Genomic DNA, 17,829 nt, shown 5'->3' with positions numbered 1-17,829 from the left:
GCGCGACTGTGTCAGCTGCGGCTGTCCACAGCCCGATGGTTGTCCACAGCAGGGCTCAGTGAGGTAGGACGGGGATTGCACCCGACCCCATCGTCGGGGTGACCTCACTCCAGTACTGGTCGGGTTCATCGTTGGTGCTCCCGAGCCTGAGCACTCCGCGACTGTCCGCGGCGTAGATCGTCGATTGGCCGGCCACCACCGCGGTCACCGGCGGACTGAGGTTGCCGCTCGGCAGGGCCCCAGGTGGGGTGCCGTCGATTCGCAACTGCACCACCGGTCCGTCTGAAGCATTCCTCGCGATCACGAGCATCTCGCTGCTCAACCAGTCGAGCGACACCGCCCCCGAGATGTTGAGCGCCGCGGCGCCCTGCGCGTTCGTGAGCACCGGCCTGCCGTCGGCCCGGTCCTCGATGACGGCGAGGACCACCTGACCGTTCACGATCATCGCGGCCCTGGCACCGTCCTGCGACACCTGCAGTTCGGTGATCGGCCCCTGGGCGACCGCCCTGATGGCCGACGAGTCGACCTCCGTCTCGGTGATCTGCCCACCACCGGCATCCTGGGTCACCTGCGTGACCCGCGTTTCGTCGACAACTGCCCACATCGTCTGGTCGTCACCGGCGAACGACGGCCGGGTGATCATCTCGCCCTCGAGGACCGGGGTGACGGCGGCGCCGTAGTCCCCGACCGCGAGCGCCAGGCGCGGCGCCGGACCCGGTGCCGCATTCTGCGACACCACCGCCACCCGCCTGCCGTTGGCCGAGATGTCGGCCGACAACAGACTGCGCGTCGACCCCAGCACCCCGGGCACCGGTGTGACCGCATTGTCGGCCACCAGAGACAGCGATCCGCCGCGGACGATGTGCAGTCCCATGGGTGAGTCCGGCGCCGGACTCGGATCGAGCGACTCCACATCGCTGGTCTGCCACCCGCCCGAGTGTCGTTCGTCGAGCGGTGCGCCATCGGCGTCGATCACGTACGGCCCGGTGATGTCGGACTCGGTGAGCGTCCAGATAATTTGCGCCGCAAGACGATTACGTTCGGCGTCACCCACACCGTTGAGCCCGGCGAGATCGAGTCTGATCCCGCCCGTCGGCAGTGACTCGATCGAGCCGTGCAGCGACGACCGGGCCGGGAACTCGTTGGTGACAGCGCCCCGTAGGTCGTCGACCGGTCCGGCGATCAGCAGACCGATGAGCTGGTCGGCGAGCTGGTCGCCGCCGGAGTACATCCACCGGGGATCGGCCACCAAGTGCTGGTCGTCGGTGCTCGGGTAGTAGAGCACGTGCGGCCGGTACGACGACTCGAACTGTTCGCGGTCCATCACCACCCCGACCGGGAGCGGACCGTCGATGCGCCACTGCCCGTCCACCTTGCGCAGCGACAATCGGGTCTCGATCCGACCCGAGCTCGGGATCAATTGGCCGCTGGGCTGTAGTTCACCCGTGTTCTCGCCGTTCACCCGCACCGTGATGGTGTCGTCGGTGCGGTTGTCACTGAGCACGTTGATCTCGTCGAGCAGCAGCGCCCCGCCCTGGTCGTCCCAGGAGTTCGACGCCTCCTGCGTGAGGAACTGACGTGCCGCGAGATGGCCTGATCCCGGCTGCACCGACGCCTTGAGGAAATCGCGGACCAAGGCCTCGGGGTCCATGTCCGGGCGCGGTGTGGGGACGTTTCGGGTGGGCTGATGCCGTTCGAGCGACCCCAAGGGCTGCGGACTGGAGTTGTTCGGGATCGACACGCACGACGACAGCAGGGCGGCGGCAGCGATGATCACCGCCAGTGCGATTCCGGTCCGCAGGGTCCTCGATCGCTCAGACATGGGTCTGCCCCGAATCCCGGCTGCGTCGCATCGACGGAGGCTTGAGCGGCAGCGGACTCCCGAGCACCTTGTGTCCACGGACCAGCGGAAGCGTGAGCCTGAAGCAGGCGCCCTGCCCCGGCTCTCCCCACGCCTCGAGCCGGCCCTGGTGCAGTCGCGCATCTTCGACGCTGATGGCCAGACCGAGGCCGGTGCCGCCCGACCTTCTGAACCGCGAGGGGTCAGACCGCCAGAATCGGTTGAACACCAGCTTCTCTTCACCGGGTCGTAAACCGATCCCCTGATCTCGGACCGTCACGGCGACGGCATCACCGTCGCTGCGCATCGTCAGCGTCACCGGCCGCTGTTCGCCGTGGTCGATGGCGTTGGCCAACAGATTTCGCAGAATACGTTCCACTCTTCGGGGGTCGATCTCCGCGATCACGGGTTCGTCGGGGAGATCGAGGATCAGTTCGGTGTCCGTCTCGTCGGCAAGATGCTGCACCGTCCTCACCGCGGCATCGATCGGGATCGACATGTTCAGCCTGTCGGCGGCGAGTTCAGCCACACCGGCGTCGTGGCGGGAGATCTCGAGCAACTCACTGAGCAGCGTCTCGAATCGATCGAGCTCTTTGTCGAGGAGTTCCACCGAACGCTTGAGGACCGGCTCGAGCTGTTCGCGACTCTCGTAGAGCACGTCGGCGGCCATCCGCACGGTGGTCAACGGGGTGCGCAGTTCATGGGAGACATCCGAGGTGAACTGCCGCTGCAGACCGCCGAACTCTTCGAGGTGGGTGATCTGCTTCGACAGGCTCTCGGCCATGTCGTTGAACGACATCGCCAACCTGGCCATGTCGTCCTCGCCGCGCACCGGCATGCGTTCTTTGAGACGTCCGTCCGCGAACCTCACCGCGATCCTCGACGCCGATCGAACCGGGATCACCACCTGCCGCGACACCAGGATCGCGATGGCCGCGAGAAGCCCGAGCAGAACGAGTCCACCGGTGAAGATCGTGCCCCGCACCAGCGAGACGGTGTTCTCCTCATTGGTGAGGGGGAAGACCAGATACAGCTCGAGGCCGGGGATGTCGGAGTTCGTGGGGCTGCCGATGATGAGCGCGGGACTCTGGTGCCCACTCGACCCCGTCACCGACGAGTATCGGTAGGCGATCTGGCCGCCCTGCACCATCTGGCGCAGGTTCTCCGGGATCTCGCCCACCGGGCCGACGCCTGTCGGTTCGGTGGGTCCGGAACCTGGTGCGAGCAACACCGTGTCGAAGGTACCCACCACACCCGATGAATCGCCCGAGTCGACATCGCGGTCGGTGAGGATCGACCGGGTCTGACGCAGCCGGTTGACCAGCGACGTGTTCGGATCGGCGCCGGAAAGGTCGCGTTCCACGGCGACCCGGGTGCGGTCGAGTTCTTCGGTGGCCGCCTGCAACTTGAGGTCGAGCAGCCGATCGGTGATCTGACTGGTCAGGACGAACGCCAAAATGAGGAGCACCACAAAAGACAGAGCGAGCGTGGACACGACAACACGCAGCTGCAGCGAACGCCGCCACAGCTGTCCGACGATCCTTCCGACCGCGCCCACCCGACGCATCCACGGTCCGAACGAACCATTGATGCGGCGCCGAGGGCGTCCGATCACGGTGGTCCGGCCTTGTAGCCGACCCCCCTCACCGTGAGAACCACTTCTGGGTTTTCCGGATCGTGTTCGACCTTGGCCCGCAGGCGCTGTACGTGCACGTTGACCAGCCTAGTGTCGGCCGGGTGCCGGTAGCCCCACACCTGCTCGAGCAGCACGTCCCTGGTGAATACCTGACGGGGTTTGCGAGCGAGCGCCACCAGGAGATCGAACTCCAGCGGGGTCAGCGAGATGGGCACGCCCTCACGCGTCACCTTGTGCGCGGGAACGTCGATCTCGACCGGACCGATCGAGAGCAATTCGGCCGGTTCGTCCTCGGTGCGGCGTAGGCGGGCACGCACCCGGGCGACCAGTTCTTTGGGTTTGAACGGCTTGATCATGTAGTCGTCGGCACCGGATTCGAGCCCGAGGACCACGTCGACGGTGTCGGACTTGGCGGTCAGCATCACGATCGGGACTCCCGAGTCCGCCCGGAGCACCCGGCACACGTCGATCCCGTTCATCCCAGGCAACATCAGGTCCAGCAGCACCAGATCCGGCCGGATCTCGCGGACCGCCGTGAGCGCCTGAGTGCCGTCGCCGACCACGAAGGGCTCGAAGCCCTCTCCGCGCAGCACGATGGTGAGCATCTCCGCCAATGCCGCATCATCATCGACAACCAGAATCCTGGGTTTCATCGTCTCATCGTGTCACCGAATGGCCCTTATTTGTGGTTGACGCGCCGACCGGCCCATCCCACCGGGCTGCGGCGTTTGGCCGCCGAACGCGGCTACCCTGCAGGAGTGGGCGTATTGATAGCGGTGGAAGGTCTCGACGGCGCCGGCAAACACACGTTGGTCACCGGACTCGTCAACCGTTGGGCCACACAGGGTTATCGGGTGCAGACGTTGACGTTCCCGAGGTACAGCGAGTCCGTCACCGCCGACATCGCCGCCGAGGCACTGCACGGAGAGCACGGCGATCTGCGTTCGAGCGTGCACGCCATGGCAATCCTGTTCGCCCTCGATCGCCGCGACGCCGCGGAGTATCTACGAAAGCTGTTGGCTGCCAACGACGCCGTGATCCTGGACCGCTACGTGGCGTCGAACGCCGCCTACAGCGCAGCCCGTTTGGGGCAGGACGCCGATGGCGAAGTGGTGCAGTGGGTGACGACTCTGGAGTTCAGCAGGTTCGGGCTGCCGGTACCCGATCATCATCTGCTGCTCGACGTTCCGACCGATGTCGCCATCGACAGGGCCAAGTCGCGCGCCGAGCTGGATGCCTCACGCCTGCGCGACCACTACGAGCGCGATCATGAGCTCCAGGAGCGCACCGGGCTCGTCTACCGCGCGCTCGCCGAGATGGGCTGGATGTCCCCGTGGTCGCGCCTGGGCACCGAAGCAGATCCCGAACTCGCGGACCGCCTCATCGCCATCTAGCGACGATCTCCCGGCGTTGCGCTATAGCCAAGCGCCGACCAGCGATCACAACTCGATCAAGACACTGCAACGACAGCCGTTATATCCGCTGCCGCACGTCGTCGCGTCACTAGCCTCTCGACCAGAGACCTGAGGTGGTTCCCGAGGCGCACATACGCGGGACGATCCAGGTGGAGGGAGGTCAGCCATGAGCCTCACGCTGCCCCACCCGACTCACTACGTACCCGTCCGCACCGCAGCCCTGCTCGCCCTGATCGTTCTCGTCCTGAACATCGCGCTGGTGTGGTCCGCCCTTGCTCTGCGACCGGCCGCGGCCGGCGACGAGAGCCAGATCCGCGAACTGGTCCATCAGCAGATCGACGCGCTCAATCACCGCGACCCGGCCGCGCTCTCGCTCACGTACTGCGATCAACAGGCCGTGGTGGCACGCCAGATCGTCGAGGCCCTCGGGCCGCCTTCGCAGGGGGCGCTCGTCCGTGTCACCCGCATAGCCGACATCCAGTTCATCGGATCCGGAGACGACCAGATGGCAACGGCACACGTGACGCTGGCGATCGCCGAGCCCGCGAATGGGGCCATCTCCGCGCGACCTTCCGAACTCACGCACTTCACTCGAGAACAAACCGGCTGGAAGATGTGCCAACCAAGCGATAACGAATCGCCCATCCATTATCTTTGATTTCACAGAAGCCGTCTCTCACCACCATCACATGTCGGCAACGACCCGGCGTGTGGTCGACTCCCCTGTTGGTGGGTGCCGGTATCCCCAGTAATGTTCGAACACAGCAAACCGCCGCTGCGCAAACGATATTCACCGCGCACCGAGCTGACACCCAGCCGCTCACGAACTCGCCCGGAGGCCCCGATGACGCAACCACCGCAAGGCCCCTACGGCTCGGGCGACAACCAGGGCGACCCTCGATGGGGTTCCGGCCCGGGCGAACCGACGTGGGGCGGACAACCGGGACAGCAGCCGAATTGGGGCCAGCCCGGTGAACCCACCTGGGGTGGTCAGGCCGGGCAACAGCCCGGTTGGGGACAACCCTCCTCGCCCGGCGCTGGACAACCGCAGTATGAACCGACTAGCGAGTACCGCCTGGGTGAATACAACTCCGGCCAGTACGGCGGGTATCAGCAGCCATACGGTGCCACCCCGCCGCCACCGGGAGGCGGGCCCGGCGGCCCGGGATACGGCCCGCCCTCCGGGCCGAAGCCGTCGAAAACGCCCTGGATCATCGGCATCGGGATCGCGGCGGCTGTGGTGATCGCCCTGGGCGTCGTGCTGTTCCTGGTTCTCGGCGGCAACGACGACGACCCGAAGGCCTCGCCGACGAGCTCGACGGCAACCTCCGAATCCACCGGGTCGTCGGACACCACCGACAGTTCGCAGACGTCGACCGCCGACGCCGAGGAGCAGATCGAGGCGGCCGTGCGCGAGTACACGACGGCGTTCACCGCACGCGACTGGGACGCAGCGATCGCGGTCACCTGCGGCGCCGAAGAGGCGACGATCGAGGACATCCAGGCCAAGGACACCGCCACCGTCGGAATGAAGCTGAACTCGGTCACCGGTATCGATGTCACCGGGGACAGCGCGCAGGCAACCGTGTCACTGACCTTCGTCGACCCGGACAACCAATCCGACCTCGACACCAATCGCTATACCTTCGACATGGAGAACCGCTCCGGGGACTGGCTGATCTGCTCGACCCGAGAAATCTGAGCGGTCCTCGGGAAGGACTCCTTGACCCACCCACCACCGGGCTCGTCGCCCTGGCGTGACCCAGGTCCGTCGGAGCCGTACGGACGGCCCGGCACACACGGTCAGCAGCACCCCGGTCAAGGCGGCTCACAACAGCCCGGCCCACCGAGCGGCCGGCATGGTGCCGGCAACGGACCAGGACAGAACGGTCCATGGCAGGCACCGCGGCCGGGTCAGTGGGGGCCCGCACCTTCCGGTCGATGGAACCCGTCTCCCCCGCCGGCCCAGCCTTTCGGACAGCCGACCCCATGGGGATCGCCTCCACCCCCACCTCGACGAGGTTCACACACCGGACTGATCGTCGCCGGAGTCATCGGCGTGGTGGTCGTGCTGGCCGTGGCGTTGGCCGCTGTCCTTTCGTTCAACGGCGGCAACAACAGCGACCCGTTCGCGGGACCGTCCTCATCCACCCAGGGTCCGGTCACCACAACCGGCCGACTGGACGGTACGGCCGAGGAAAATGCCGTCCAGGCCGCTGCGGAAAGGCGCGTTCAGCTCATCAACGACCAGGACGCGATCGGGCTGCACGACATGGCCTGCGCCGCGGACTCACGAACCGAGTCCGTGGCCGGGTATCAGCAGCTCTTCGACCGCAATGGGTCGATCACCGCCCGCATCGACATCCAGGACGTCACGGTCAGCGGCATCGTCGGCAAGATCGACGGCGTGATGACGATCGAGTCCGAGACAGGCGAGGTGCATTGGGCATTCCGGAACGAAGAGGATCAGTGGCGCTTCTGCCCCAGCCTGTCCGAGCGCTCCACCGCCGACGAACCAGAAGGCGGCGGGATCATCACCGGCTGATCGCCACCACAGCCCAGACAACAAAATGGTGGGCCCGGAGGCGATCACCGAGTGATGCCCCTGGACCCACCATCTCGGTGGTCGTTACCTGTTCAGATGTGGATCAGTACCGGTAGTGCTCGGGCTTGTACGGCCCTTCGACGTCGACATTGATGTACTCGGCCTGCTCTTTGGTGAGCTTGGTGAGCTTGCCGCCGAGCGCTTCGACGTGAATCTTGGCGACCTTCTCATCGAGGGCCTTCGGCAGCCGGTAGACCTCGTTGTCGTACTCGTCGTTCTTGGTCCACAGTTCGATCTGGGCGATGACCTGGTTCGAGAAGCTGTTGCTCATCACGAACGACGGATGGCCGGTGGCGTTGCCCAGGTTGAGCAGACGACCCTCGGACAGGACGATGATTGCCTTGCCGTCGGGGAAGATCCACTGGTCGACCTGCGGCTTGATGTTGATCCGGGTCATGTCCTTCGACGCTTCGAGGCCGGCCATGTCGATCTCGTTGTCGAAGTGACCGATGTTGCCGAGGATGGCGTGGTGCTTCATCTGCCTCATGTGCTCGAAGGTGATGATGCCGAGGTTGCCGGTGGAGGTGATGATGATGTCGGCGGAGCCGATCGCGTCCTCGACCGTGACGACGTCGTATCCATCCATCAACGCCTGCAGGGCATTGATCGGGTCGATTTCGGTGACCTGCACGCGGGCCCCCTGGCCTGCGAGTGACTCGGCGCAGCCCTTGCCCACGTCCCCGTAGCCGCAGATCAGCACCTTCTTGCCGCCGATCAGGACATCGGTGCCGCGGTTGATGCCGTCGATCAACGAGTGGCGGGTGCCGTACTTGTTGTCGAACTTGCTCTTGGTGACCGAGTCGTTGACATTGATGGCGGGGAAGGTCAGCTCGCCGGCGGCGGCGAACTGGTACAGGCGCAACACACCGGTGGTGGTCTCTTCGGTGACGCCCTGCACCGACTCCGCGATCGCCGACCACTTGCCCTTGTCGGTTTCGAACCGCTCGCGCAGCAGCGCCAGGAACACCTTGTATTCAGCCGAATCCGTGTCGTCGTCGGTGGGTGGCACGGTCCCGGCCTTCTCGAACTGAGCGCCGCGCAGCACCAGCATGGTGGCGTCGCCGCCATCGTCGAGGATCATGTTGGCCGGTTCGCCGGGCCAGGTGAGCATCTGCTCGGCAGCCCACCAGTACTCCTCGAGGCTCTCGCCCTTCCACGCGAACACGGGGACGCCCTTGGGCTCGTCCACGGTGCCATGAGGTCCCACGACGATGGCCGCGGCGGCCTCGTCCTGGGTGGAGAAGATGTTGCAGGAGGCCCAACGCACTTCGGCGCCGAGAGCCACCAGAGTTTCGATCAGCACAGCGGTCTGCACGGTCATGTGGAGAGACCCGGAGATCCGAGCTCCCTTGAGCGGCAACACATCTGCATATTCGCGTCGGAGTGCCATCAAGCCCGGCATCTCGTGTTCGGCCAGGCCGATCTCTTTACGCCCGTATTCTGCAAGCGAAAGGTCGGCGACCTTGAAGTCGATACCGTTGCGGTTGTCCGCCGTGAGCGAACCGGTCTGGACCGATGTCATTAACCACTCCTCAAGTCCAACTTGGATGATGGGTACCAGGCTAACGGGTGGATGAACCGACTCGGCCCCCGGCTGCGGCATCCACCACCGGCCCGAAGATCTCGGCCAGATCGTCTGCGACGTCGCGGTCGGCCTCGGGAGGCATCGACACATAGCTCAGCGCCATCCGGACGATGGCACGGGCGATCCTGACCGCCGCTGTCTCGTCTGCCTGGACCCAGCTCGTCTGCAACAGGCCCACCACCCTGGAGCTGGCCTGCGTGATCAACGGCCCAGCATCGGTGGTGATCAGCCGGAGCAGATCCGGTTTCGCCCGCCCGGTGAGCAGCGACTGGATGAGTGGGTCGTCGGCCGCGGTCGCGAAGAAGTCCGAGAAACCCTCGGCCAGGGCGACTTTCGCCTCCCCCTCGTGCGCCAGGATCGCAGCTGACACCAGGTCCACGAGTTCGTCGGCCAACCGCAGCGCGTACGCCGAGGCAAGGCCCTGTCGCGAACGGAACTCGTTGTAGACGGTCTGCCTGCTGACCCCGGAGGCCGCCGCAACATCGGCCATGGTGACCGCCGACCAGTCGCGGGTACGCAGGAGATCACGCATCCCGTCGAGCAGGCTGTCCCGCAACAGCTTCTTGCTCGCCTGTGCGAAGGGGGTCTGCGGCGCCGGGACCGAACCGACGTCCGTTGATGCTGTGCCCCGTGGTGCGTGGCGTGCCGACGCCGGCTCGACATGGGGTTCAGACATGCGGTCAGGATATCGGTCGGCCGCAGTGTGCCCGTCGGCCCGTGTGCGCGTGCCCACGCGCACCGCGACACCGGGCCGCAATGGCACCACCGCACCGGTGGTCAAGACCTGGTTACCTCCTCCATGTAGAAATCAGCCTTCGCAGCACCGCAGTCAGGGCAACTCCAGTCATCCGGGATGTCGTCCCAGCGAGTTCCCGGCGCGATTCCGTCTTCAGGCCAACCCTTTTCCTCGTCGTACTCGAACCCGCATTGCATACAGACGTACAGCTTGAAGTTCATGGTGATGTCCTTGGTGGTGATGTGTTGGTGGCGATGTCATCGGTGGTGTTCGGCCGTTGCGGTCAGCGCCCAGGAGCTGGTTCGAAGTCGACCTTCTCGCGGACCCCGCAATCGGGGCACGGCCAGTCGTCCGGCACGTCGTTCCACGCTGTGCCCGGCCGGAAACCCTCACGCGGCGCCCCGGCCGACTCGTCGTAGACGTAGTCGCAGACCGGGCATCGGTACGCGCTCATCGCTGCTTGCTCCCAGCCGCTCGGGCGAGCACCTTCTCCCGTTTGCCGGGTACCACGTTGAGCTTGGTGAGGTCGCCGTCGTAGTGGTCGATCACCCTGTGGTCCATCACCTTGCGCCAGATCGGAGGGAAGTACGCCAGCGTGATCATGCTCGCGTAGCCGCTGGGCAGGTTCGGGGCGTCGTCGAAGCTCCGCAGAACCTGGTAACGCCTGGTCGGATTGGCGTGGTGGTCGCTGTGGCGCTGCAGGTGATAGAGGAAGATGTTGGTGCAGATGTGGTCGGAGTTCCAGCTGTGCTCGGGTGCCGCGCGTACGTACCGGCCGCTCGGAAGCTTCTGGCGCATCAGTCCGTAGTGCTCGAGGTAGTTGACCGTCTCGAGCAGGCTGAACCCGTACACCGCCTGAATCACCATGAACGGCAATATCTCCCAGCCGAAAACGACCGTCAGCGCGCCCCAGAGCACCACTGACATCAGCCAGGCGTTGAGCACGTCGTTGCGGATGTTCCAGACAGAGTGCTCCAGGCGGTTCATCCGGGTGCGTTCGAGCTTCCACGCTGAGGTGAGCGAACCCCAGACGCTGCGTGGCAGGAACGCCCAGAACGTCTCGCCGAACTTGGCGCTGGCCGGATCCTCTGGCGTCGCGACACGGACGTGATGGCCCCGGTTGTGCTCGATGTAGAAGTGACCGTAGAACGTCTGCGCGAGAGTGATCTTCGAGAGCCAGCGTTCGAGCGAATCCTTCTTGTGGCCCAGTTCGTGAGCGGTGTTGATGCCGATGCCGCCCATGACACCGATCGACAGCGCCACACCGATCTTGGAGACGATCCCCAGCCCGTCGTCGACACCCAGCCAGCTCAGATCGCTGGTTGTCCACAGGTAGCAGGCGAAGATCAGGCTCGCGAACTGGAACGGGATGTAGACATAGGTGCAATACCGGTAGTACTTGTCGTTCTCCAGTTGCTCCATCAGCTCTTCGGGAGGGTTCTGACCGTCCGGTCCGAAGAAGATGTCGAGGACGGGTAGCAGACCGTAGACGAGCAGAGGTCCGATCCACCACCACACCGGTGACACCGCGCTCCATCCGAGTGCGTTGAAGCCGGCGATCAGACCGGCCGCGAGAAACAGTGCGGTCGGCGGGATCAGGCCGAGTAACCAGAGGTACCGCTTGCGTTCTCGCCACTCGAGAGCCGGCGACACCCCCTGGCCACCTTGTGCCGTGAGATCGGTTCTCATCAACTACCTCCTCGTCGAGTAGAACGTGATGAGTTTGACAATAGCCAGTGTCACGTCTGTTGTCTATACATACAGGGTTATTTGTAAAGTGCCCCAGTTCACAAAAGAGCCCCGATCGAGAGTCGCGCTCTCGACCGGGGCTCTGTGCGGGTCAGCCGTTACGGCCGATTCGGTCCTGCTCTCTTCGCTTCGGCGGCCAGCGCCGCGTCCCCGACAGCATCGTCGATCTCGCCACGCTGACGCTTGCCCACCATGGAATGACGCTGGCTGTAGAGGAAGTAGACCGCGATGCCGATGACCATCCAGATCAGGAACCGGATCCACGTCAGCGCCGACAGGTTCAGCATCAACCAGAGGCAGGCCACGATTGCCGCTATCGGCAGGATCGGCATCAACGGCACCTTGAAGCCTCGAGGCAGATCCGGGCGGGTGCGTCGGAGAACGATGACCCCGGCCGCGACCACGACGAAGGCGAACAGCGTGCCGACGTTGACCATCTCCTCGAGCTTCTCGATCGGGAAGAACGCCGCGACAACCGCGACGGCGACGCCCACGATGATCTGGATGCGTGCGGGTGTGCCGAACTTGCTCGTCTTCGACAACGACCGCGGCAGGAGTCCGTCTCGGGCCATCGCGAACAACACCCGGGACTGGCCCAGCATTAGGACCATCACCACGGTGGTCAGTCCGGCCAGGGCGCCGATCGAGATCGCCTTCTCTGCCCAGGTGACACCGTTCTGCCCGAACGCGTACGCCAGGTTCTTCGGTTCCCCGTCGCCCGCCGATGTCGCCAGTTCCTTGTAACTCAACATGCCGGTCACCACGATCGTGACCAGGATGTACAGCACCGTCACGATGGCCAGGGAACCGAGGATGCCTCGCGGAACGTCCTTCTTGGGATTCTTGGTCTCCTCGGCAGTTGTTGCCACCACGTCGAACCCGATGAACGCGAAGAACACGATCGATGCCGCCGCCAACACGCCGTACCAGCCGTAGCTCGAGTCGCCACCACCGGTGATCAACGAGAAGAGCGTGGAGTCAACGGACTTGCCACCCGATTCCGATGGCTGCGACTCCGGGATGAACGGCTTGTAGTTGTCGGCCTTGATGTAGAAGAAGCCCACCACGATGACCAGCAGCACAACCGTCACCTTGATGGCCGTGATCACTGCACTGAACGTCGACGACAGTTTGGTGCCGAGCACCAGCAGGAGGGTGATCACCGAAACGATCACCAAGGCGCCCCAGTCGACGGTGTGCCCCGCTATTTCCGTTGTGCCACCCGCGAATCCGAAGACCGTGCCGAGATAGCTCGACCACCCCTTGGACACCACCGCGGCGCCCACCGCGAACTCGAGGATGAGGTCCCAGCCGAGGATCCAGGCCAGGAACTCGCCGAAGGTGGCATAACCGAAGGTGTAGGCAGACCCGGCCACCGGAACCGTGGAAGCGAACTCGGCGTAACACAGGGCTGCCAATGCGCACGCCACTGCGGCCATCACGAATGACAGCGAGATCGCCGGTCCGGCCTTGTTACCCGCGGTGGACGCGGTGATCGTGAAGATGCCGGCACCGATGACGACCGATACACCGAAGACCGTGAGGTCCCACCAGGTCAAACTCTTCTTCAGCTGCGAACCGGGTTCTTCGGTGTCAGCCATCGATTGCTCTACGGACTTTGTCCGTGTCAGCGGATTACCCATGCAGGAACTCCCTCACTCGAACGCGGCGTGCCCCAGCGTGCAGCCTGTCTGCAAACTATCGGACGCAACCGGCGTAGATTGCCCAATCCGCCGCGATGCACACGAAGATTCTTACGGCAACGAAATTGGCGGCTGTGCGGCACCCGGTCGATCGGCGTGAATTGGCGGCAGACCCTCCGACTCCCGCCACAACCTCCGGCTGCAACCGGAGGAACTCACCGCAGTCGGAGGAAGTGCGTCGCAGACAAGAACCCACCTGCCAGACGCCGAAACCCGCCGACTCAGGTGGCCGGCGGGTTTCGGGTTGTTCGAGGTGCTCCGACGATCAGCTGAAGTAGCCGGCCGTCCGCTGGTCGGCGGCCTGCATGTTGCTCGATGCCTCGGTGACCTTCGACGACAGCGCGGTCAGCAGCGCGCGGGAGTCGGTGAAGCTGGTGTCCCACGACTGCTGCGCGGCGCCATAGGCCTGCGATGCCTGCTGTGACTGCCAGTTCTCGTGCAGCCGGGACACCTCGGACTTCAATGTGGTGGCAAGGTGTTCGAGCTGGTTGAAGTTGCTGTTGAGCTGAGATGCCAGCTCTTCCATCCGCGGGTAGTTGTACTGGATGATGCTCATGGTTGGTCTGCTTTCTGACTCGGTGGAAGTGTGAGCGCTCAGAGCTTGAGCGCGGGTCCGGATCCGGCGACGTTGTTGAAGATGCCGGCGTTGTCCTGGTCGTCGGCGTCGTAGCCGTTGAAGCCGGTCGACAGCGACGTCTTGAGCGTGTCGAGAGCTGTCTGCAACTGTGTCGCCTCGTCCTTCCAAGCTGTCACCGCGCCCTGGAAGGCGCCACTCGCGTTGCCTTTCCAGAGTGCAAGCGCCTCCTCGGCGTCTGCGGTGATGCGGGCCAGGACGGTGCCCATGTCGTCGACGATGTCCCCCACCGATTTCGTCGAGGCCAACCCGGCCGCGACGTCGAGATCGAGACCGTTGGTTCCGGTGCTCATGATGCTTCCCCTTTTGTGTGTGATTGCCGCGGAATCAGATGACGTCCGCGTGTACAGCGACTGACTCCCGTTCGTCGATCGGCATCGACGGCCGGGATCTACTCCCCCTCTCGATTCCCCCCGATCACGGCATCCATCTGCCGGTCGGCAACGTCTCCATCAACAGGTCGGTTGCCTGAGCGATGCGGTGCGGTGTGCCCGCGGACAACGTCGTCCAGATCCGGCCATCGGGCGACATGGTCGGACTCGCCACGATCCGGCCACGGGCGGTGTCGTACACCGCGACCGCGCCTGACGTCCGTAGATTTCTGCCCGGGCCTGCCTCCCGCGCAATGATCTCGGCATGGCCGACACACGATTCGAATGCCGCCGCGTACCTGGCTGCGTCAGCGTGCGTCGCACCGACGGCGTACAGCGCATCCGCATAGTCGGCCGCTGTGGCCGCACGATCGAGTCGTTCGCGGAGTTCGGCCGCGGGCGCGCTGATCGACTGCACGTCCGCCACCGGCATCGCACCGAGTTCAGCGGCGATCAGAGGCCCGACCTCGCTCGCGTCGACCGTCCCGAGCATCCGGATTCTGAGTCCGTCCGGCAGTCGATGTGCCACAACATGTCTGCCGCCGCTTCGGGCCAGACACATACGCGCCGACATCTCGATGCCGTATCGCCGAAGTTCCACAACGGCGTCGGGGTTGGCAAGGACGGTCAGCGCGTCCGCCAGCGGCTCGGTCACGCCGGCGGTCGAACAGGCATCCCTGCTCGTGATCCCGGCATCCAGCAGCTTTCGTGACGCAGAGGCATGCGCTGCGGCTCGCTCCACTGCGGTGTCATGAATCGGCGTCACGTCGAGCACCGTCGGCCACGTCTGGATGTCGAGAACCTGTGCGAGATAGTCGATATCGCTGAGGGCCAGATGGTACTCCGGTGCGATGTCCTTGATCCACATCGGTGTCATCGTCCTGTGTCCGGGGCACCGAGGACTGCCGGAACCGACGTGGCCGGCGGCAGATCGAGTGCACCCGTGCGGTATCGCGCGTCGATGACCTCGGTTGCCGGGCCTGATTCGTCACCGAACCGACCGGTCGGGTCCTGGGTGCCGGCCGCTGCGTCTATACCCGCGCCCTGCGGCGACCGGGCCGCACGTGCCGGCTCCTGGCCGACCGTCGCGAGCGGCGACACCGGGGGCGCAGGCGTCATCGCAGTTGTCGACCGCTGAGGTGTTGGCTGGCCCGCAGCTTCGGCCGCCGCGGACGGACTTGTGGTACCGGCCAGAACCGTTGTGGCGAAACGGGTCTTCTCACGCAGGGTCTGTGGGGCCGGCGCGAATCCGCCCAGCAGCGGTGGCCCGGGGGATGTCGTCGAGGTGGGCGCCGATACCGGCGCGACATGCGCAGGCGGGCGTGACATCTGTTCGCCGGTCAGGGCGGTGGACGAGACGACCTCCGTCAGACGCGGCGGAAGCCACGGTTCGGCGAGAGGTGCACTCGCGGCCTCGTACGTGTCCATGACCCGGGCAGCACGCTGCTTCTGGTCGTGCAGAGCGCGTTCGGCATCGGCCGCAACGCCGCCGATCGGCGCGCCCAGGGCGGCACCCACGGTAGCCGCTGTGTCCCGAATACCCTTTGTCACAGCGATCTCGGGCAGATTGGGCATGTTGGCATGAGCAACGGTGGTGGCGGCGCACTGAGCCGTGGCCCTCCCCGCGTTCTCCACAGCGGCCGCGGAAACCTCGGTGAACCAGGTCGCCAAATCGGCGAGCCTGGCGAACGCATCGCCGGACGTCACAGATTCCCAACCGGTTCCGAGGCGCGTCAGAATTGCCGCGTAGTCCAATCCCGCATCGGCGAGCACCCCCGCGACGCAGCCCCAGGCAAGAGCCGCTTGCGCAGACGGTGTCGCCCCGGCGCCGCCTTCGGCGAGATCCGCGGCGAGCCGCTGCGCAGGCCGCGCCTCCCAGACCACCCCCGTGAACCCGGTCACAGCCGAAAAGCCTCCTCGACACTCTCTTCGGCACCGCGGTAGCCGCCGGCCTGAGCCCGCAACACGGCCGCGATCTTTCGTAGTTCGTTCACCCCGGCCGAGGTGGTTGCCGCGAACTCGGCCCCCACTGCCGTCAGGGTCTGTGCGGCAACGGTCGACACTTCGTCGCGGCCGGCCGGAGCGACGGACAGCGTCGGCAGGTGCTGTGTCAGGGCACTGCCCAACTGATCGGCCAGACGGTCGAGATCCGTTGCTGCGCGGATCAATTCGTCGGGATCGACCTTCAACTGCGATCCGGTCATCGTTTCTCCGTTGTTCATCGGTGTCATATCTCCTGGTCTCTGCCCGACGGTCCCAGGCGCAACCTCACGTCAGGTGAGGACTCCCGGTCTTCGGTCTGCACTTCTCCCAACACAGGAGGCGCGACGTCCGGTATGTCCCCGATGATCTGAGTTCCGTTGAGCTCGGTGACGAGGTAGTCCGCCGTCTCGTGCTGGTCGTCTGACGCGCCGGCTCCGCGCCCGGCTCCCATCGCACCCATCGGCGCCATCGGGCTTCCCATCGCAGCCGGGACCACCGTGCTCTGATTGCGATTGTTCGTTGCCGGAACACCTTCCGGTCCGGCGCCGCTCATCAGTCCTGGGGTGGTACGGGCGCTCAGCGCACTGGGCCCGCCGCCTCCTGGACCCAGGCCACCGCCGCCTCCGCCACCAGCGCCGCCGCCCAGGCCACCCGCAAGGCCGGCAGGCATGGTTCTCGCCGGATCCATTGACGGATCGGTAGTCGACTTCTTCAGTTGCGCCTCATGGGTTCTGAGCAGTTGAGTGCCCGCCGGACCTGCCATCCCGCCGAGTTGCCCGACGCCCGCGACCATCGGCTTGCCGACACTGTCGAGCACCGTCCCGGCGATGGAGAACGGCGATGGACCCGCCATCGGTGCCCCGGTCACCGGCACCGGTTGTCCGTTCACGACCATGTGCCCCGTCGGCGCCAACAGCTCTGCCCGCGTGGCCGCGACAACGGCCGTGGCCTCGGCGAGACCATCGGCAGCGGCACCTAGTGCCACTGCCTGACCCGGAGGCGTCACCAGGAAAGGGGCCGAAGCGGCAATGATGGCAACAGTTTTCGCGATGATGCCCTGTACCAGCGCCAGTCCGGTGCCGACGATGGCCGCGGCACCCTGGGTGTCGGCCGTCATCGTGGTTCCCTGCGCGGACAGCGCGGCCGTATCAGCGCTTGCCTGCACACTTTTGGCTGCGGTGGCAGTGGCCGCCTGGCCCGTCCAGACCTGGTCGAGCGCCTTGAGCGCCCCCGAACCCATGGACATCGACAGGTCGAGAATCTGGGAGAGCCCTTGGAGTATCGAGGTCGGATCGAAGTCCCCACCGCCGAGGTTCCCCGTTCCGAAACCACCGAGCAAGTCGGTGATCGGCTTGACGAGGACGTCCAGATCAAGCGGCGGAAGCGGCGGCAGTCCAGGCATCGGTGGAGCAGGCGGAAGTTGCGGAAGACCGGCTATTCCCAGGTCTTTGAGCACCTGACTGACCGGGGTGTCCAGGATCGGACCCAGCGGACTCGCCTGCAGGAGGTCATTGATGGTGGAGTCGACAGGAGGAGATGAAGCCGGCGGGGCAGGCTCGGATTCGGTCACTG

At 65.3% G+C, this 17,829-nt stretch carries 19 protein-coding genes; 4 read left to right on the top strand and 15 right to left on the bottom strand.

What is annotated here, in order from left to right:
* Positions 1-55 precede the first annotated feature (55 nt).
* The 3 genes from lpqB to mtrA are packed head-to-tail and all read right to left on the bottom strand — an operon-like array spanning position 56 to position 4,129.
* The gene (gene lpqB / locus CSW57_RS18200) at positions 56-1,822 is read right to left on the bottom strand and encodes an MtrAB system accessory lipoprotein LpqB (RefSeq protein WP_099384003.1); all 1,767 of its coding nucleotides are present in this window, start codon (positions 1,820-1,822) and stop codon (positions 56-58) included.
* Complete coding sequence (gene mtrB, locus CSW57_RS18195; protein WP_099384002.1) at positions 1,815-3,455, bottom strand: MtrAB system histidine kinase MtrB; 1,641 nt, start codon at positions 3,453-3,455, stop codon at positions 1,815-1,817. Before mtrB ends, lpqB begins: the two co-directional genes overlap by 8 nt.
* Positions 3,452-4,129 carry an MtrAB system response regulator MtrA gene (mtrA, locus tag CSW57_RS18190; protein WP_023955897.1) on the bottom strand — a complete coding sequence of 226 codons (678 nt, stop codon included), beginning with the start codon at positions 4,127-4,129 and terminating at the stop codon, positions 3,452-3,454. The genes mtrB and mtrA overlap by 4 nt, the downstream gene beginning before the upstream one ends.
* A gap of 105 nt (positions 4,130-4,234) precedes the next feature.
* On the opposite strand from mtrA, the gene CSW57_RS18185 reads away from it, so the two are divergent.
* The 4 genes from CSW57_RS18185 to CSW57_RS18170 all read left to right on the top strand — a co-directional run bounded on the left by CSW57_RS18185 (position 4,235) and on the right by CSW57_RS18170 (position 7,436).
* Positions 4,235-4,870 carry a dTMP kinase gene (locus tag CSW57_RS18185; RefSeq protein WP_099384001.1) on the top strand — a complete coding sequence of 212 codons (636 nt, stop codon included), beginning with the start codon at positions 4,235-4,237 and terminating at the stop codon, positions 4,868-4,870.
* A 187-nt stretch (positions 4,871-5,057) separates the two neighbouring features.
* On the top strand, positions 5,058-5,549 hold the full coding sequence (locus CSW57_RS18180; RefSeq protein ID WP_099384000.1) for an Rv0361 family membrane protein: 492 nt from the start codon (positions 5,058-5,060) through the stop codon (positions 5,547-5,549).
* A gap of 186 nt (positions 5,550-5,735) precedes the next feature.
* Positions 5,736-6,593, top strand: coding sequence for an Rv0361 family membrane protein (locus CSW57_RS18175; protein WP_143696575.1), 858 nt, complete (start codon positions 5,736-5,738; stop codon positions 6,591-6,593).
* Between the two features lie 357 nt (positions 6,594-6,950).
* A complete protein-coding gene (locus tag CSW57_RS18170; protein ID WP_099383998.1) occupies positions 6,951-7,436 on the top strand; it encodes a hypothetical protein in 486 nt (161 codons plus the stop codon).
* A 103-nt stretch (positions 7,437-7,539) separates the two neighbouring features.
* Here CSW57_RS18170 and ahcY read toward each other — a convergent pair whose 3' ends face one another.
* From ahcY to CSW57_RS18110, 12 genes are all read right to left on the bottom strand, one after another.
* Complete coding sequence (gene ahcY / locus CSW57_RS18165; RefSeq protein WP_023955902.1) at positions 7,540-9,018, bottom strand: adenosylhomocysteinase; 1,479 nt, start codon at positions 9,016-9,018, stop codon at positions 7,540-7,542.
* Between the two features lie 40 nt (positions 9,019-9,058).
* Positions 9,059-9,757, bottom strand: coding sequence for a TetR/AcrR family transcriptional regulator (locus tag CSW57_RS18160; RefSeq protein ID WP_099384587.1), 699 nt, complete (start codon positions 9,755-9,757; stop codon positions 9,059-9,061).
* Between the two features lie 101 nt (positions 9,758-9,858).
* Positions 9,859-10,038, bottom strand: a complete 180-nt coding sequence (locus CSW57_RS18155; RefSeq protein ID WP_084835458.1) for a rubredoxin — start codon at positions 10,036-10,038, stop codon at positions 9,859-9,861.
* A gap of 62 nt (positions 10,039-10,100) precedes the next feature.
* On the bottom strand, positions 10,101-10,271 hold the full coding sequence (locus tag CSW57_RS18150; RefSeq protein ID WP_023955903.1) for a rubredoxin: 171 nt from the start codon (positions 10,269-10,271) through the stop codon (positions 10,101-10,103).
* A complete protein-coding gene (locus tag CSW57_RS18145) occupies positions 10,268-11,506 on the bottom strand; it encodes an alkane 1-monooxygenase (RefSeq protein WP_099383997.1) in 1,239 nt (412 codons plus the stop codon). The genes CSW57_RS18150 and CSW57_RS18145 overlap by 4 nt, the downstream gene beginning before the upstream one ends.
* A 158-nt stretch (positions 11,507-11,664) precedes the next feature.
* Positions 11,665-13,209 carry an APC family permease gene (locus tag CSW57_RS18140; protein ID WP_099383996.1) on the bottom strand — a complete coding sequence of 515 codons (1,545 nt, stop codon included), beginning with the start codon at positions 13,207-13,209 and terminating at the stop codon, positions 11,665-11,667.
* Positions 13,210-13,534: 325 nt separating this feature from the next.
* Positions 13,535-13,825 (bottom strand): WXG100 family type VII secretion target, encoded by a 291-nt coding sequence (locus tag CSW57_RS18135; RefSeq protein WP_023955906.1) that lies wholly within the window; start codon positions 13,823-13,825, stop codon positions 13,535-13,537.
* A 38-nt stretch (positions 13,826-13,863) separates the two neighbouring features.
* Positions 13,864-14,196: a WXG100 family type VII secretion target gene (locus tag CSW57_RS18130; RefSeq protein ID WP_023955907.1), complete on the bottom strand. Its 333-nt coding sequence runs from the start codon at positions 14,194-14,196 to the stop codon at positions 13,864-13,866.
* 124 nt (positions 14,197-14,320) lie between these two features.
* Positions 14,321-15,142 (bottom strand): ESX secretion-associated protein EspG, encoded by an 822-nt coding sequence (locus tag CSW57_RS18125; protein ID WP_189339310.1) that lies wholly within the window; start codon positions 15,140-15,142, stop codon positions 14,321-14,323.
* 5 nt (positions 15,143-15,147) lie between these two features.
* Entirely contained in the window at positions 15,148-16,176 is a 1,029-nt protein-coding gene (locus CSW57_RS18120) for a PPE domain-containing protein (RefSeq protein ID WP_099383994.1), read from the bottom strand.
* Positions 16,173-16,496, bottom strand: a complete 324-nt coding sequence (locus CSW57_RS18115; RefSeq protein ID WP_317615607.1) for a PE family protein — start codon at positions 16,494-16,496, stop codon at positions 16,173-16,175. Before CSW57_RS18115 ends, CSW57_RS18120 begins: the two co-directional genes overlap by 4 nt.
* A gap of 5 nt (positions 16,497-16,501) precedes the next feature.
* Positions 16,502-17,827: a hypothetical protein gene (locus tag CSW57_RS18110; RefSeq protein WP_099383993.1), complete on the bottom strand. Its 1,326-nt coding sequence runs from the start codon at positions 17,825-17,827 to the stop codon at positions 16,502-16,504.
* Positions 17,828-17,829: the final 2 nt, after the last annotated feature.

Source organism: Williamsia muralis (assembly GCF_002735905.1).
Taxonomy (GTDB): Bacteria; Actinomycetota; Actinomycetes; order Mycobacteriales; family Mycobacteriaceae; genus Williamsia; species Williamsia muralis_A.
This window is presented reverse-complemented; position numbering and strand designations above follow the sequence as displayed.

Excerpts from the sequence above, each read along its gene's own strand:
- lpqB (WP_099384003.1), bottom strand. The coding sequence starts at position 1,822 with ATGTCTGAGCGATCGAGGACCCTGCGGACCGGAATCGCACTGGCGGTG.
- mtrA (WP_023955897.1), bottom strand. The coding sequence starts at position 4,129 with ATGAAACCCAGGATTCTGGTTGTCGATGATGATGCGGCATTGGCGGAG.
- CSW57_RS18180 (WP_099384000.1), top strand. The coding sequence starts at position 5,058 with ATGAGCCTCACGCTGCCCCACCCGACTCACTACGTACCCGTCCGCACC.
- CSW57_RS18175 (WP_143696575.1), top strand. The coding sequence starts at position 5,736 with ATGACGCAACCACCGCAAGGCCCCTACGGCTCGGGCGACAACCAGGGC.
- ahcY (WP_023955902.1), bottom strand. The coding sequence starts at position 9,018 with ATGACATCGGTCCAGACCGGTTCGCTCACGGCGGACAACCGCAACGGT.
- CSW57_RS18160 (WP_099384587.1), bottom strand. The coding sequence starts at position 9,757 with ATGTCTGAACCCCATGTCGAGCCGGCGTCGGCACGCCACGCACCACGG.
- CSW57_RS18155 (WP_084835458.1), bottom strand. The coding sequence starts at position 10,038 with ATGAACTTCAAGCTGTACGTCTGTATGCAATGCGGGTTCGAGTACGAC.
- CSW57_RS18150 (WP_023955903.1), bottom strand. The coding sequence starts at position 10,271 with ATGAGCGCGTACCGATGCCCGGTCTGCGACTACGTCTACGACGAGTCG.
- CSW57_RS18145 (WP_099383997.1), bottom strand. The coding sequence starts at position 11,506 with ATGAGAACCGATCTCACGGCACAAGGTGGCCAGGGGGTGTCGCCGGCT.
- CSW57_RS18140 (WP_099383996.1), bottom strand. The coding sequence starts at position 13,209 with ATGGGTAATCCGCTGACACGGACAAAGTCCGTAGAGCAATCGATGGCT.
- CSW57_RS18135 (WP_023955906.1), bottom strand. The coding sequence starts at position 13,825 with ATGAGCATCATCCAGTACAACTACCCGCGGATGGAAGAGCTGGCATCT.
- CSW57_RS18130 (WP_023955907.1), bottom strand. The coding sequence starts at position 14,196 with ATGAGCACCGGAACCAACGGTCTCGATCTCGACGTCGCGGCCGGGTTG.
- CSW57_RS18125 (WP_189339310.1), bottom strand. The coding sequence starts at position 15,142 with ATGTGGATCAAGGACATCGCACCGGAGTACCATCTGGCCCTCAGCGAT.
- CSW57_RS18115 (WP_317615607.1), bottom strand. The coding sequence starts at position 16,496 with ATGAACAACGGAGAAACGATGACCGGATCGCAGTTGAAGGTCGATCCC.